Genomic DNA, 14,821 nt, shown 5'->3' on the forward strand with positions numbered 1-14,821 from the left:
TAGATAAATAAAAGTTCACCAACTGATAATAAAGGTTGGTGAACTTTCATTTTATCGTGTATAAACGTTAAGAAATCTTAACTTCAAAGGTATTCATATTCTCTTATACTGAAAATAACAACATATAAAATGGAGGTTAGCTAAATGAAAAAGATAGGCTTACTTGTATTAATGCTGCTGCTTATATTATTTCAATTACCAGCATCACCAGCCAAAGCCGATAACAGTTTATTTGAATTCGATAATGGAACGATTACAGGCTATAATGGGGTTCCGCCAACTAAGCTATTGATTCCTGATAGCATTAATGGCATAGCGGTTACAGGAATCGCTGAAAGAGCTTTTGCAGATAAATATCTAACATTTGTACACATTCCTTTTACAGTTGAGTATATTGGAGATGAGGCATTTGCAGGTAATAATTTACGAATGGTTAGATTTGATTGGGTGGAAGCAATAATTGGAGAAGGAGCCTTTGATAATCAAGAAATAGAAGGTGGCTTTGGAGGATGGTTTACAAACCCTGAATTAACAAATCAATGGAATGGACAGGCTGGAGATTTTACGATTTATTCAGCGATGCCTGCAACATATACTGTCAGCTTTGATGCGAATGGCGGTAGTTCGTTTTCGCCAAGAGCTCTTATTGAAAATTCCTTTTTGGAAATATGGGAAAGACCAGAGAAGCCAGGCTTAGCATTTGAGGGCTGGTATAAAGATCAAGGGTTAACGGATAAACTGAATTTCCTAGACATGATTACAGGAGATATGACGTTATATGCAAAATGGATTAACCCTTTTATGACAGTTAAAAATAGTGATAATGCGCTGACAATAACAGGTTATCAGGGCAACCCACCAGAGAATTTAGTAATCCCTGAAGAGATTGATGGATTTAATGTTACAAGAATAGGCAACGAAGCATTTAAGAATGCAAATTTACAAAGCGTTACATTGCCAAGCACACTTACATGGGTTAGTGAACAGGCTTTCCGAGGAAATCAACTATCAAATATAGTGATTCCTGATACTGTAAGCTATATAGGGCAATTTGCTTTTTCAGACAATCATCTGCAAAGTGTCACATTGCCAAGCGAACTCGACTCAATTGCAGAATATGTTTTCAATAATAATCAACTAACGAATATGGTGATTCCTGATAATATCACATATATTGGCTCAGCAGCATTTGCAGGTAATGAATTGACAAGCTTAACGATTTCCAACAGCGTGCAATTTATAGGAAGCTATGCCTTCCAAAATAATCAATTAACATCACTTATTATCCCAGATAATGTGAGGGAGATAGGCATGTTTGCTTTTGAGAATAATAATTTAACAAGTTTACAGCTATCTTCAGGCTTGAGTAAACTTGATTTTTCTTCATTTTCAAGAAATAACTTAACGGATGTAACGGTTCCAAATAGCGTGACATATATTGACGAGTTTGCTTTTTATGATAATAAGTTAAGCAATGTAATATTACCAGATAGTGTGACATATATCGGTGCTTTAGCTTTTGGGGAGAATCAATTGACAGGCATCATCATACCAAATAGCGTGGAAACTATTGGGGTTGGTGCATTTAAAGATAATAAACTAACCAATATTGTCATCCCTGAAAAAGTGACAGTCATTGAGGATTCCGCATTTGAAAAAAATAAATTGGCAAGTGTTACAATGCCAGAGGGAATAACAGAAATTAAGGACTTAGCATTTTCAAGAAATGAGTTGGCAAGCCTTGAGATACCTTCCACTGTGACGCACATAGGGAACGAGGCATTCAAAAGAAACAAATTAACGAATTTAACATTACCAAATAGTATCATTTCTATTGGAGAGTGGGCGTTTAGTGACAATCAATTGACAGCTGTCCACATACCTGATGGTATAACAAAAATCGAAGACTATACATTTTTTAATAACAAGTTAACAGAAGTTATGCTACCAGAAAGCGTAACACATATTGGGGAATTCGCATTCGATAGCAGTAATTTGACAAGTTTAATTATACCAAGAAATGTAACGTATATTGGTCAAGGCGCATTTATGTCTAATAAACTGGCAAAGGTAGTCTTTGATGGGGCGGTTAATACAGTAGAATTTGTGGCATTTGAGGATCAGAGATTAAGCAATCCCAAATTTAAAGGATGGTTTACAGACTATGCTTTAACGCAGCAATGGGATGAAACAGTTCCTCAGTCGATGACAATATACTCTGTTGCACCTATTACGTATACAGTGCAATTTGAGACAAATGGTGGAAGCCCGCTTGCAGCTAAAATAATTATAGAAGGTGAGAAATTATTAGAAATAGAAACACCAACTAAGGAAAACTTTATATTTGCGGGCTGGTATAGAGATAGCACTTTCCAAACAGCTTGGAACTTTGCGACAGATAAAATAACGGAAAATACAACACTTTATGCGAAATGGACTGCGGTACCAACGACAAATCCACCAGTGGTCACATCACCATCCGGGTCAAATTCAACACCATCTACAGCAACTGAAATTAGAGTGGATGTCGTAGATGCAAGCAATCCCGATGCAGTGCTTGTCCAAACAGTCATTACACGTGAAACGAGCAATGGTATTGTAAAAGATACAGTTAATTTCACAGCAGCCAATGCAAGAGAAGCAATTGAAAAATTAATGAATCAACAAAATAAAAAATCACGTATCATAATTCCAGATGAGCAGCAACAGGTTAGTGAAACAACGATTGGTATTGCTAAAGAAGCAGCGCAAATATTGGTACAAAATCAAACAAGCATGGGTATTGATATGGAGACAGTGAAGTTTGATATTCCGGCAACTTCTTTCGCAAATATCAACAGCGATATTTATTTCCGAGTAGTACCAGTTAAAGCACAAGCGACAAAACAACAGCTAGAACAACGTGCAAAAACAGAAGAGATAGTCAAACAACTCACAAGTACAACAGTAACATTACTTGGACAACCAATGACAATCGAAACAAATATGCAAAATCGCCCTGTAACATTAACATTGCCATTACCGAATGATGTGACACAGGAGCAGTTGGATAGTTTAGCTGTGTATATCGAGCATAGCGATGGTACGAAAGAGGTTGTGCGTGGACAAATTGTGGATTTCAAAACAGGAATAAAAGGCATTCAATTTGATGTAACGAAATTCTCAACATTTACAATTTTATATGCACCAGTAGAAAAAGAGGAGACAGTTGTGGAGAATCCTGTTTCGATTCCATATATTCAAGGCTATGCAGACGGTACATTCCGTCCCAATGCCTCCGTGACAAGAGCCCAGATGGCAAGCATGTTAGCAAGACACTTAACAAACAACGAAATTCCAACAGCGTCACCTAGCTTCAAAGACACAGCAAAGCATGGAGCAAAGGACGCAATTGAATATGTCAAAGCACAGGGCTTGTTCCAAGGCACAACAGCAACAACATTCCAACCAAATGGCACAATTACACGTGCACAAATGGCAGCGGTGGTCGTACGGTGGATGGAACAGCAGGGTGCAGAATTAACATTTGATACAAAATCAACATTTACAGATGTTAAAGCAAATCACTGGGCAGCCGAAGCTATCGCTAAGGTGCATGCACTTGGCATTATGACAGGTACAAGTCAAACAACCTTCAACCCAGAAGGTGCATTAACAAGGGCACAGGCAGTAAAAGTATTAAATCAATTGTTTGAGCTTGAAGTACAAGCAAGTGAGCGAGCGCCATTATTTAAAGATGTCACATCAGCACATTGGGCGTTTGATGATATTCAAGCGGCAGCACAATAGAAAATTGAAAGGAGAGGCTATTTATTTTGCAAATAGCCTCTCTTTTCATATTCTATGAAGCCTATTTTAAAAATTTCTTGCTGAGTAACGAACTATAGTTTTATTTTATTTATGCAAGAAAATATATTCAATTCAAAGCTGTAAGTATACATATAATATAAAAAGAATTATCTGTAATTAGAGTTTTAATTTCATAGATAATTGAATGTTAAGAAATCTTAACACTTCTAGATTCGGAATTTTATGGTATTTATATTAGCAGGTTTTTATAATTAAGATAGATACAACAAATATTATTTGATAGAAATGATAGATTTTTACCCATTTAATAATCTAAAAGGAGGCATAGTAATTATGGCATGGACTTTTTATGTAAATATTACAAATGACACAGAGCGGGATTTAGAGGTAGTAGAGTCTCAGTTGCACTGGGGATATTGGAATACGAATGGGGAAGAAGATAAAGGGCCGCAGACTATTAAAGCTGGGGAAACGATACAGGCAGTTGGTGTGAAGTCAGCTTTTGGTCCAAATGGCTATGAGTTTTCATGCTCATGGAAGGATGATAATCGAAATGGTGAAGCACCATACGGGGTCGTAAGTCTTTATGTGAACGTACCATATAATAATGCCAATGAAGCAACGTGTAAAGCTAATGGCTATTTTGAAGTAGCAGAATGGAAGGATATTACACATGATGGGCATAATTTTATTCGGAATATTCGTATTTCTAATAAAATAGATGGATTAAGAAAAAAGGAAGCTATTAATAGCTTATATACAAATTGGGATCGCATTGACAAGGTAAAGATTGTCGAGGATGTGAAAAATGTAGATTTGAATCAATACATTCCGAGTGGCATTCACTTTGAAAAAATGCCATTATTCCGAACAGATACTTTTGCTATTTCAAAAAGGCTATGGGATGGTGTGAATGATTTAGACTTTAATAGTCTTTATTTAAAGCAAAGAGAAGTAAGTGATTATTTTTCGGTTGAGGTGACTTGTTTGCGAGCAGATGCAGCGAAAGTCGCGACTGTTACAAAGGGAGGCAAAATAACAGTTAAAGATGAATATGGTTTGTCTACTGCAACCAAAGCAGTAGATGAAAAGGTGATTACACTTGAGAGTGCGTTGAAATATACAAACAAAGCTTCTGCCTCCGTAACTCAAGAAAAAGTAGCGAGTGTAGGTGTGGAGAAAGAATTACAAATTGAACTGAAGGCGAAATTTAATATATTGAACACTGTAACAAATGAACAGCAACGAAATGAGAAAAAATCAACAGAGCGAGTTTTCGAAGCACCAAAAAATAAGGATATGGATGTTGTACCTTGGATATTTAGTAAAATGATTCTTCTCTATCGAACAGATAAAAATAATGTGACTACGTTAATAGGAGCGTCTGAGTGGGATTATGCTATTTTAAATCGTACCCATGTATACGATGTGATGGATAATGTGAAACAAAATGTAGAGACAGGAGGACAATAGGAGTATGGCGACTTGGACCTTTTCATTAATGATTACGAACACAACAGATCGTGAGTTAGAGGTTTTTCATTCACAACTAGATTGGGGTATCTGGAACACAGAAGGAATTGAGGATAGGGGACCACTCAATATTCCTCCTAATACAACAATTCAAGCATTGGGAATTAAAGCTTCTACTGGACCAAATGGCTATGAATGTTCCTGCTCATGGCGAGATAAGGTTCCAGCAGGAGAAAAATCTTATGGCACAATCTCGCTATCATTAAATGTTCCACAAAAAAGTAAAAATCAAGCTGAATGTTTAGCAGATCATCAACTGCATATAGATGCTTGGGAAGAGCTACCTGAAAAAGGTCATAATTTTGTACGGTCTATTATTGTAAGCAAGGTGAGATAAAAAAGTATTCAGCACACTGGGCATTTGATGATATTCAAGCCGCAGCTAAAAAATAAAAATACAAAGAGCTATTTGAAGCATGTGCCAATGCTTCAAATAGCTCTTATTTTCTTACTTACGCAAAGAACCTAACTCTGCAACAATCGCATTCATTTCGCTAGGGCTGAAGGAATCACGCTTCATGACCATTTCATATAGATAGCATAGATCCTCATAATGTTTTTCGTCAAAATGCTCTGATTTCATTGCATCGACATTGACCATGCGTAACTTCTCTTTAATTTGCTCTACCATGTAAATCACATTTTCTTGAGTTGGTAATGTTAAATCCATTGTTAGCCTACCTTTCACAATAAACGAATTAATTTGACTTATTATAGCATATAGAATGAGTAACGGCGATGCAAGGAAGCTTTTAAAAATAAAGAAATTTCGTTACAATAATAGGTAAGCAACGTTTTACTTTAAACAGACTTGGGAATAATACAGAAAGAGTGGAGGAAAAAAGAATGAAAAGCAAATTAGTACCAGCAATTATTTTAGGCGCATTAACAGGAGCTGCATTAAGCATGTTAGATAAGCAAACGCGCCAGCATACAGTGGAAACATCAAAGAAAGTAAAAGATACTATTTCTTATTATTCGCAAAACCGTGACGAACTACAGGAGTTAATCGAAACGAAAATGGAGCAGGCACAATCGTTATATGCCGATGTCACAACGAATATTGCTTCCATTATGGAGCATGTAGATGATGCAAAAACATTGCCTAGCACAGTAAAAAGCCTAGTAACTGAAACGAAAGATGCCTTTTCAAAAAGTAACACATAAAAAGGCAAAGAAGGGAGGGTTGCTTGGTGAAAGAATTAAAAAAGAATGCATCAAGCACGGTAGCCTTCTGGAAATCCTTTGTTGCACCAAGCGAGACTGACATTGATGTTACGACAACAAAGGGCCTTTTCCAAGATATATTGAGGCGTGTGCAACGCGCAGACATATCTGGAATGGGTGCACAGCTTGCTTATTTTTTTCTATTATCGTTTTTCCCATTGCTTATATTTTTAGTGACATTGCTGCCATATTTAAATTTACAGCGTCAGCAAGTATTTGAATTTATGGCGGATATTATGCCAGAGGAAGTATATGTATTGACGGAAAATATCGTCGGAGAGATTTTAACAACTTCAAATAGCGGGCTTTTATCGCTTGGGATTATCGGGACGATTTGGTCTGCCTCGCGTGGTATTGATGCATTAATTAAAGGCTTAAATCGAGCCTATGACGTAGAAGGAAAATCAGGTGTAGTAAATCGTTTATGGGCTCTTCTTTTTACATTGGCGTTTATTGCCATAATATTAATTGCATTGATATTCCCTATTTTCGGTAAACAAATTGGTAGCTTTATATTTTCATATATTGGTATAGAAAGCTCATTTGAATCAACGTGGACATTGCTTCGATGGCTGATGCCAAACGTAATTATTTTTGCTGTATTAACATTGATGTATTGGATTATACCAAATACTGAGCCACGTTTAACGCTAATTAGTATCATCCCAGGCGCATTATTTGCAACGGTAGGCTGGCTTGCATTAACGTATGGCTTTTCATTTTATGTGGGGAATTTTAGTAACTTCGGAGCGACATATGGAAGTATTGCAGGGGTGATTGTCCTTATGCTATGGCTTTATTTAACTGGCATGATTTTAATTTTAGGTGGACTATTAAATGCAGCTTTGCAAAATCGTTATCTTGCTAAAAAAGTGAAGCAGGACAAAAAAGTATTTCTTGTGTAACTCAAAAGGCTGTTGGAAAAATCCCAACAGCCTTTTTAAATTATTCATTTTTCAACATGCGTAGCCCATTTAAAATAACTAAAATAGTGCTTCCTTCATGTCCAAGAACCCCTAATGGTAGGTCGATTACTTGGAAAAAGTTTGAGGCAATTAACAAAACGATGACACTTAATGAAAAAATGATATTTTGCTTGACGATACGCTGCATTTTACGTGATAGCTTAACAGCGTATGCAATTTTCGATAAATCATTTTTCATTAATACAATATCAGCTGTTTCAAGTGCAACATCTGTACCGCCTCCCATGGCAATACCTACTGTTGCTGTAGCAAGTGCTGGTGCATCATTAATACCATCACCAACCATGCCAACTGTTTTATACTTTGTGAGATAGTCTTTAATATAATTTACCTTCGTTTCTGGCAAGCATTCGGCTACATAAGCGGTGACACCAGATTGTGCAGCGATAGCTTGCGCTGTTTTTTCATTATCTCCTGTTAGCATCATAACATCGATGCCTAGCTGTTGAAGCGATGCGATAGCTTGCTTGGCTTCCTCACGTACGACATCCTGCATAGCAGCGAGTGCCACAATGCCTTCATGATCCTTTAAGAAAATAACCGTTTTCCCTTGTGAAGCAAGCTGCTCTGCCGCACAGTTAGCAAAGCTTTGGGAGTCCTCATAGCCTACAAAATCTGGTTTTCCAACAAGAAATTGTTGACCTTGAATCAATGCTTTAATACCAAAGCCTGGAACATCCTCAATTTCCGCTTCCAATTTTTCTACTTGCTGCTCGTTGGCAAATGCAGTAATAGCATGTGCAAGCGGGTGATTGGAATGTGCCTCAATTGCAGCTAAAATTGCTAATGTATACATACGCTTTTCCTCATCACGCACGATGAAGTCTGTTACAACAGGTGTACCCTGTGTTAATGTCCCGGTTTTATCAACTGCTAAAGCGTGTAGTGCGCTTAAATGCTCTAAATGTAAGCCGCCTTTAAATAAAATACCGTTTCTTGCACCATTTGAAATAGCTGCTAATGTGGCAGGCATAATGGCAGCTACTAATGCACATGGTGAGGCAACAACTAAGAGCACCATTGCACGGTAAAATGTTGTCGTCCAATCCCAGCCTAGTAAAAAGTGGGGAAGAAACATCATGAGTGCCACAGCTGCTAATACACCTTTTACATAGACACCTTCAAAGCGCTCGATAAATTGCTGAGAAGGGGATTTTTCACTTTGTGCAGACTGGACAAGTGTAATAATTTTTTGGAATAAAGTTTCTGAGCTTGTTTTAGATACTTTAATCGTTAAAACACCATTTAAATTCACAGTGCCAGCGAAAACAGCGCTATCCTCGCTTTTTGTAACAGGCATAGACTCGCCAGTAATAGCTGCTTCATCGACAGCGGAGACCCCTTTAAAAACAGCCCCGTCTGCTGGAATGCGCTCACCAGGCTTTACTAAAATATGATCACCCACTTTTAATGATGTGACAGGAACATTAATTGGTTCAAAGCCACCACGTACGAGCCAGGCTTCCTCTGGCTGTAATGCCATAAGAGCGGAAATTTCTTTATGGCTTTTATTCATTGCATATGTTTCTAAAGCCCCGCTTACTGCAAAGATGAAAATTAAAATAGCCCCTTCTACCCAGTAGCCAATAATAGCCGAGCCGATTGCTGCTAAAATCATTAAAATTTCCACATTCAACGTTTTGTTTTCAATTGTATCTTCAATACCTTCCTTTGCCTTCGCATAACCACCAATTGCAAAAGCAGTTAAATAAGCAATAGTGGCAGCTGTTAATTGGCCGCTTTTATCCATACGCCATGCAAGAAAGATAATTAAGCCAGCGATTAATGCTGCAATCAATTCCTTATGCTCTTGGATTTTCTCATTTATTGATATGTTTTCTCGATTAGCTGTATTCATATATGCCCTCCTTGATAATGAGTTTCACTTTCATTTAATAAATGATTGTTTATTTGATAATGTTTTTCATTTAGATTAGTCTAATTTCTAAATTAGAATTATTATAAATAAAGTATAAAGTGAAGGAGGAAAGAATGCAATAAAAAAAACTTGCGAAGATTATTTTTCGTAAGTTTGAGCAATTATGTATTTTGTTGTGATTGCTAATGGTATTACATTGTTCTCAGTCCTTTCGATCAAAATACATTACATGTTTAATTTATTCGGAATAATTTCTTCCTGCAACCAATGCTCGCTTGTTTGCACATGCTGTGGTCGTACAAATTTACCTAGATTATATTGAAAGTCTTTGTAATGAAATGAATCGGCATTTCGAATAACATAGCCCTCCTGTTCACCATCAAAGCATGACTTACCTGTAAATAGTTGTTTGATTTTCTTTTCATCAAAAAGTCCTCGGTACAGAACAGGAACGGTTTCAATGCCTAATTTAGCAGCAAAAGCCTCCGTTTCATCCCAGCTCAAGCATATATTTTCTTCATTCCAAATGCTAAATAAATAAAAGTAGCTTGTTAATGCTTGATAGTAAATGGAATGCTTTGCATACATATTTTCACCACACAGCCGCCAGCCATCAGGAATTTGATAGGCAAAGCTTGCATGAAATGTTTTCACCCAATGTCTAGAAGGGTGGTTAGCCGAGTTGATGCTTCTAGCATGCATATAATCTTTGTAAAGCGTTGTTCCTTCACCGTCTAATTTTTCGGTTACAACGACTTCCTTGCCGATAAAATGCTCGACATTCTTGGCGACTTTATCATCATGTGTATAACCTCTGCTCCACGGTAGATGAAAGCTTCGTGGGTATTTTATATAGTTTGACATCATATCACTTCCTTTCTATTTTGCAAATTGATCTGCTTCACGGAAAAAGTAAAGCTTTGTTAGTAAATCAGCATCTGCTAAATGGTAAATTTGGCTGCTACCTTTGTCACCACCATATTGAATAAGCATATGAAATTGTACTAAATGAATAACCTTTAACACAAAATCTCTGTCAAAGCCTAGCTCCAATAAAAAATGGCAAACGATTTGCGCTGAAACGTTTTCATGACCAAAATAGCCATAACGTTCTTGAAGCGGCTTATACTTTTTACAAAATGGCTTGCCGCTATCATGGAATAGTGCAGCTATTTGTAAGGCGAGTTTATCATTTTCCATATAGTATTCGTTAACATAAGTTAAAACAAAATACGTATGCTGGCATAGCAAAAATTGATGGTACGGATTTTCTTGATTGAAACGATACATTTGTTGAAAGGCTGGAATAGCTTGCAATGCTTGAAAAAGCTCCTCATAACTCGGCTGTCGCTCAAGCAATGTAACGAATTGCTGTCTAGAGATGGCGTAAGGAGTAGACTCATGCACAATATGCACTTCATCAAAGCCTTCACCAGCTGTTGGAAATTCTAAATGCTTCGCCATTTTTTCCATGATTGCTAATGGCACAATTCTTTTACGCTGCTGATTTCTGGCTACACAAATGGAGTAGGGGGTATCAAAGTAATAGCATTCTTTTTGAATTGTTGCAGGCAATTTTTTGAGTGCAAACATTCTGCGTTCTCGTTCAATATTCGTCGCATCGACAATAACTGAGTAGCCCTTGGCGACAAGCTCATTTAATCGCTCATATAAAACGCGAAAAATAAGTCGGGATTTTTGTTTTGTCGCATCACCAAAAAGCTCCTGACGTATCGTATCACTTGAAAGAATGACGGCATTTTCTGTTTTTGCGAGCTTTTGAACGAAGGTGCTTTTACCGCTAGCAGGTAAACCGACTGTAAATATAACCTTCATTTTTTTCACCTCCTTTCAACTATTTATATCGTCTGTAGTGAGGAGTTGTTGAATTCGCCCGCAAAGCATTAAGATTCGCACACAAAAAAAAGCGTGTCCGAAATTTTCGGACACAGCCTTTTAAAATACGCGTTCAGCGTGTTGTGCTAATTTATCAAGTGAAGATTTTTCAACGTCAGCGTGTAATGAATTGCCATGTGAATCCATTGTGACAACGGCTGTGAAGCCTTCTACACTTAAGTGCCACATCGCTTCTGGAATACCGAATTCCATTAGGTCCACACCATCTACAGATTTAATACAGTCAGCATAGTACTGTGCTGCACCGCCGATTGCGTTTAAGTAAACGCCGCCATGCTCTTGTAGTGCTTTTAATGTTTTTGGACCCATGCCGCCCTTACCCATTACTGCGCGGATACCGAATTTTTTCATAATATCGCCTTGGTATGGCTCCTCACGAATAGAGGTTGTAGGACCTGCTGCTTTTACTACCCAGTTGCCAGCTTCGTCTTTTGCCATAACTGGACCACAGTGATAAATGATTTGACCATTTAAGTCAACTGGTGCTTCTACACCTTCGCCAATTAAATGATGGTGGATGGCGTCACGGCCTGTGTACATGCGTCCAGTGATTTTCACAACGTCACCAACTTTAAGTGAACGAATTTTTTCTTCTGTAATTGGTGCGACTAATTCAACTACTTGGCTATCAGTATCAGTTGTTGCAGCAGTTTGTGCTTCATCTTTAAACGTGATTTTTTCACCTTCTTGATAGTGCCAGTTTATGATTTCGCCTGTCTCAGGGTTGATGTCAATTGCCATACGACGGTATGCCCAACAGTTATATGCTACGGATACGAAGAATGAAGCAGGTAAGCGGTCCATTACACCGATTTTACAGCCTAGTAATGTTGCCTCGCCACCGAAGCCCATTGTACCGACACCAAATGTGTTTGCTGTTTTCACAACATATTCCTCTAATTTTGCTAAATCTTCAATTGGATTGACATCATCTACATGGCGGAATAACTGCTCTTTTGCAAGGTCATAGCCTGCTGAACGGTCACCACCGATACCAACGCCGATGAAGCCTGCTGAACAGCCTTGTCCTTGTGCTTGCCAAACAGAGTGTAAAATACATTTGCGGATGCCATCCAAATCACGACCAGCGCGACCTAAGCCTTCTAATTCTGTAGGTAAAGAGTATTGGATGTTTTTATTTTCACAGCCGCCACCTTTAAGGATTAGCTTTACTGTAATGTAGTCATTTTCCCATTGCTCAAATTTGACAACTGGAAGACCTGCACCGATATTTGTGCCAGAGTTTTTACCAGTTAATGAGTCAACTGAGTTTGGGCGCAATTTTGCGTCAGCCGTTGCAGAAGCAATTGCTGTTTGGATTGCTTGTTTTATTTCAAGCTGGTTGACACCTACAGGAGTGTATACTTTAAAAGTTGGTAAACCTGTATCCTGACAAATTGGTGATACATTATCCTCAGCCATTACGATATTTGTTGTAATTGTATCTAAGCTCATTGCCGCGCGCGTGCCAGCATTCTCTGCTTCTTTTGCTTTTTTAATTGCACGGCGAACGTCTTTTGGTAAGTTAGTTGATGTTTCTGTTACTAAATTGTACAGACTTTTCTCCAAAGTTTCTAAATATGCCATGTTATTTTCCCCCCGAAAAATATTTAAATTCCGTAATCTATTATACTCCTTTCGTACAACGAAAAAAAGGGAAGCCTCATAAGTCACGAGATTCCCTTTAAAAATGATTATTCTGTGCGCTGTTGGAATTGATCCATTTTGTCTTCTAGATCATCCATCATTTGAATAAGACGGTCGATATCTTCCAACTCTGTCGTTTCTGGGTCGATTGCATCTAGCACTTCTAAAAAGATTTCTAGGCGTTCTTTTAAATAAGTAACTTGCTGTTCTTTGTTTGTAATAGGTTTCATGAGATTCTCCTGTATTGTAGGTTATTACATTTTATTATACAGCGTTTTGATGGAAAAATCCTTGGGAATTATAGTTCAAAAGTAGTGATTCACTCATCGAATAGTGAAATTCGCTCAACGATGAAGCAAATTCGCTTATCCAAATGAAAAAGCTATCCAACATATGGATAGCCCTCTCCATTATTACCACTCTGTATGGAATGTGCCTTCCATATCATTGCGCTTGTATGTGTGTGCGCCAAAATAATCGCGCTGTGCTTGTAAAATATTGGCGTTCGATGCACCTGTGCGATAGCTATCATAGTAAGCTAATGATGAGCTGAAGCATGGTAAGGCAACACCAGATTGAATGCCTTCGCAAACGATATTGCGCAAGCTTTGCTGATAGCGCGCTGTTTTATCAGCAAAGTATGGGGCAATCAATAAGTTCGCTAAATCCGCTTTTTCATCATAAGCTTCACTGATGACATTTAAAAATTCTGCACGGATAATGCAGCCATTACGGAAAATTAACGCGATATCCTTTAATGGCAAGTTCCAGTTATTAATTTCGGACGTCATTTTATATTGTGTAAAGCCTTGTGCATAGGCACAAATTTTGCCCATATATAATGCTTGGCGCACATATTCAATCCACTCAGCTTTATCCAAGCTTTGCGTATTTTTAGCAGGTCCAGCTAAAATCGGCTGTGCTTGTATGCGCTCCTCTTTTAAAGCGGATAAATAGCGTGCAAATAGTGCCTCTGTAATAATGGATGTTGGAATACCATTGTCAATAGCTTGTAAGCTCGTCCATTTGCCAGTCCCTTTTTGTCCAGCTTGATCTAAAATCACATCGACAAGAGGTAAGCCCGTTACATTATCTTTTTTACGTAAAATTTCCGCTGTAATTTCGATTAAATAGCTTTTTAATTCACCTTCATTCCACGTTTCAAAAATGTCTGCGATTTCCTCAACGGATAAACTTAAATTGCCACGTAAAAATGTATACGCCTCTGCGATTAATTGCATATCCGCATATTCGATACCGTTGTGCACCATTTTGACGAAATGTCCTGCACCTTTTGGCCCGATATATGTGCAGCAAGCCTCACCATCAGCTTTTGCTGCAATTTTTGTTAAAATTGGTGCGACTTCATTATAAAAGTGCAAGTCACCACCCGGCATAATGGAAGGACCTGTTAATGCACCAACCTCGCCTCCTGAAACACCAACACCTAAATAACCAATGCCGTGTGGCTTCAATTCATCATAACGGCGCTCCGTATCTTGATAATGCGAATTACCACCATCCATAATAATGTCGCCCTGTTGTAGCAGTGGGATAAGTGATTGGATAACAGAATCCGTTGCTGTACCAGCTGTTACCATTATGAAAACTTTACGAGGAACAGCTAAAGACTGTACGAATGTTTCCAATTCATAGTAAGGAATGAGTGTTTGCCCATCTAATTTTTCCATTAGCTGATCTGTTAAATCACGTGTGTAGTTGTAAACAGCAACCTGCTCACCGTTGTTTGCCATATTTAATGCAATATTGCGTCCCATTACACCTAAACCGATAACACCAATTGTATTGACCATCGTTTTTC

General features: G+C 38.0%; 12 protein-coding genes. 5 read left to right on the forward strand and 7 right to left on the reverse strand.

The annotated features are described in order from the left end of the window. Positions 1–144: 144 nt before the first annotated feature. The 3 genes from R6U77_RS08830 to R6U77_RS08840 all read left to right on the forward strand — a co-directional run bounded on the left by R6U77_RS08830 (position 145) and on the right by R6U77_RS08840 (position 5,680). Complete coding sequence (locus R6U77_RS08830; protein ID WP_319838192.1) at positions 145–3,789, forward strand: leucine-rich repeat protein; 3,645 nt, start codon at positions 145–147, stop codon at positions 3,787–3,789. 354 nt (positions 3,790–4,143) lie between these two features. Then, on the forward strand, positions 4,144–5,283 hold the full coding sequence (locus R6U77_RS08835; protein WP_319838193.1) for a hypothetical protein: 1,140 nt from the start codon (positions 4,144–4,146) through the stop codon (positions 5,281–5,283). 4 nt (positions 5,284–5,287) lie between these two features. Continuing rightward, on the forward strand, positions 5,288–5,680 hold the full coding sequence (locus tag R6U77_RS08840) for a hypothetical protein (RefSeq protein WP_319838194.1): 393 nt from the start codon (positions 5,288–5,290) through the stop codon (positions 5,678–5,680). Between the two features lie 111 nt (positions 5,681–5,791). On the opposite strand, the gene R6U77_RS08845 is transcribed toward R6U77_RS08840, so the two are convergent. Further along, positions 5,792–6,013: a DUF1128 domain-containing protein gene (locus tag R6U77_RS08845; protein ID WP_319838195.1), complete on the reverse strand. Its 222-nt coding sequence runs from the start codon at positions 6,011–6,013 to the stop codon at positions 5,792–5,794. Positions 6,014–6,189: 176 nt separating this feature from the next. Between R6U77_RS08845 and R6U77_RS08850 the strand changes: the two genes are divergently transcribed. Beyond that, a complete protein-coding gene (locus R6U77_RS08850) occupies positions 6,190–6,510 on the forward strand; it encodes a YtxH domain-containing protein (protein ID WP_319838196.1) in 321 nt (106 codons plus the stop codon). Positions 6,511–6,536: 26 nt separating this feature from the next. Beyond that, positions 6,537–7,475, forward strand: a complete 939-nt coding sequence (locus tag R6U77_RS08855; RefSeq protein ID WP_319838197.1) for a YihY/virulence factor BrkB family protein — start codon at positions 6,537–6,539, stop codon at positions 7,473–7,475. Positions 7,476–7,515: 40 nt separating this feature from the next. On the opposite strand, the gene R6U77_RS08860 is transcribed toward R6U77_RS08855, so the two are convergent. The 6 genes from R6U77_RS08860 to gnd all read right to left on the reverse strand — a co-directional run bounded on the left by R6U77_RS08860 (position 7,516) and on the right by gnd (position 14,813). Next, positions 7,516–9,414 (reverse strand): heavy metal translocating P-type ATPase, encoded by a 1,899-nt coding sequence (locus tag R6U77_RS08860; protein ID WP_319838198.1) that lies wholly within the window; start codon positions 9,412–9,414, stop codon positions 7,516–7,518. A 246-nt stretch (positions 9,415–9,660) separates the two neighbouring features. Continuing rightward, positions 9,661–10,299, reverse strand: coding sequence for an RNA ligase family protein (locus R6U77_RS08865; protein ID WP_319838199.1), 639 nt, complete (start codon positions 10,297–10,299; stop codon positions 9,661–9,663). 15 nt (positions 10,300–10,314) lie between these two features. After that, positions 10,315–11,271 carry an AAA family ATPase gene (locus tag R6U77_RS08870; protein ID WP_319838200.1) on the reverse strand — a complete coding sequence of 319 codons (957 nt, stop codon included), beginning with the start codon at positions 11,269–11,271 and terminating at the stop codon, positions 10,315–10,317. A gap of 120 nt (positions 11,272–11,391) precedes the next feature. Continuing rightward, positions 11,392–12,939, reverse strand: coding sequence for a fumarate hydratase (locus R6U77_RS08875; RefSeq protein ID WP_319838201.1), 1,548 nt, complete (start codon positions 12,937–12,939; stop codon positions 11,392–11,394). A gap of 107 nt (positions 12,940–13,046) precedes the next feature. After that, positions 13,047–13,229: an SE1561 family protein gene (locus R6U77_RS08880; RefSeq protein WP_293927466.1), complete on the reverse strand. Its 183-nt coding sequence runs from the start codon at positions 13,227–13,229 to the stop codon at positions 13,047–13,049. Between the two features lie 183 nt (positions 13,230–13,412). Next, positions 13,413–14,813 carry a decarboxylating NADP(+)-dependent phosphogluconate dehydrogenase gene (gene gnd / locus R6U77_RS08885; RefSeq protein ID WP_319838202.1) on the reverse strand — a complete coding sequence of 467 codons (1,401 nt, stop codon included), beginning with the start codon at positions 14,811–14,813 and terminating at the stop codon, positions 13,413–13,415. Between the last annotated feature and the right edge of the window lie 8 nt (positions 14,814–14,821).

Origin of the sequence: Lysinibacillus louembei (assembly GCF_033880585.1) — a bacterium.
GTDB classification, from domain to species: domain Bacteria; phylum Bacillota; class Bacilli; order Bacillales_A; family Planococcaceae; genus Metasolibacillus; species Metasolibacillus louembei.

Excerpts from the sequence above, each read along its gene's own strand:
- R6U77_RS08830 (WP_319838192.1), top strand. The coding sequence starts at position 145 with ATGAAAAAGATAGGCTTACTTGTATTAATGCTGCTGCTTATATTATTT.
- R6U77_RS08835 (WP_319838193.1), top strand. The coding sequence starts at position 4,144 with ATGGCATGGACTTTTTATGTAAATATTACAAATGACACAGAGCGGGAT.
- R6U77_RS08840 (WP_319838194.1), top strand. The coding sequence starts at position 5,288 with ATGGCGACTTGGACCTTTTCATTAATGATTACGAACACAACAGATCGT.
- R6U77_RS08845 (WP_319838195.1), bottom strand. The coding sequence starts at position 6,013 with ATGGATTTAACATTACCAACTCAAGAAAATGTGATTTACATGGTAGAG.
- R6U77_RS08850 (WP_319838196.1), top strand. The coding sequence starts at position 6,190 with ATGAAAAGCAAATTAGTACCAGCAATTATTTTAGGCGCATTAACAGGA.
- R6U77_RS08860 (WP_319838198.1), bottom strand. The coding sequence starts at position 9,414 with ATGAATACAGCTAATCGAGAAAACATATCAATAAATGAGAAAATCCAA.
- R6U77_RS08865 (WP_319838199.1), bottom strand. The coding sequence starts at position 10,299 with ATGTCAAACTATATAAAATACCCACGAAGCTTTCATCTACCGTGGAGC.
- R6U77_RS08870 (WP_319838200.1), bottom strand. The coding sequence starts at position 11,271 with ATGAAGGTTATATTTACAGTCGGTTTACCTGCTAGCGGTAAAAGCACC.
- R6U77_RS08875 (WP_319838201.1), bottom strand. The coding sequence starts at position 12,939 with ATGGCATATTTAGAAACTTTGGAGAAAAGTCTGTACAATTTAGTAACA.
- R6U77_RS08880 (WP_293927466.1), bottom strand. The coding sequence starts at position 13,229 with ATGAAACCTATTACAAACAAAGAACAGCAAGTTACTTATTTAAAAGAA.
- gnd (WP_319838202.1), bottom strand. The coding sequence starts at position 14,813 with ATGGTCAATACAATTGGTGTTATCGGTTTAGGTGTAATGGGACGCAAT.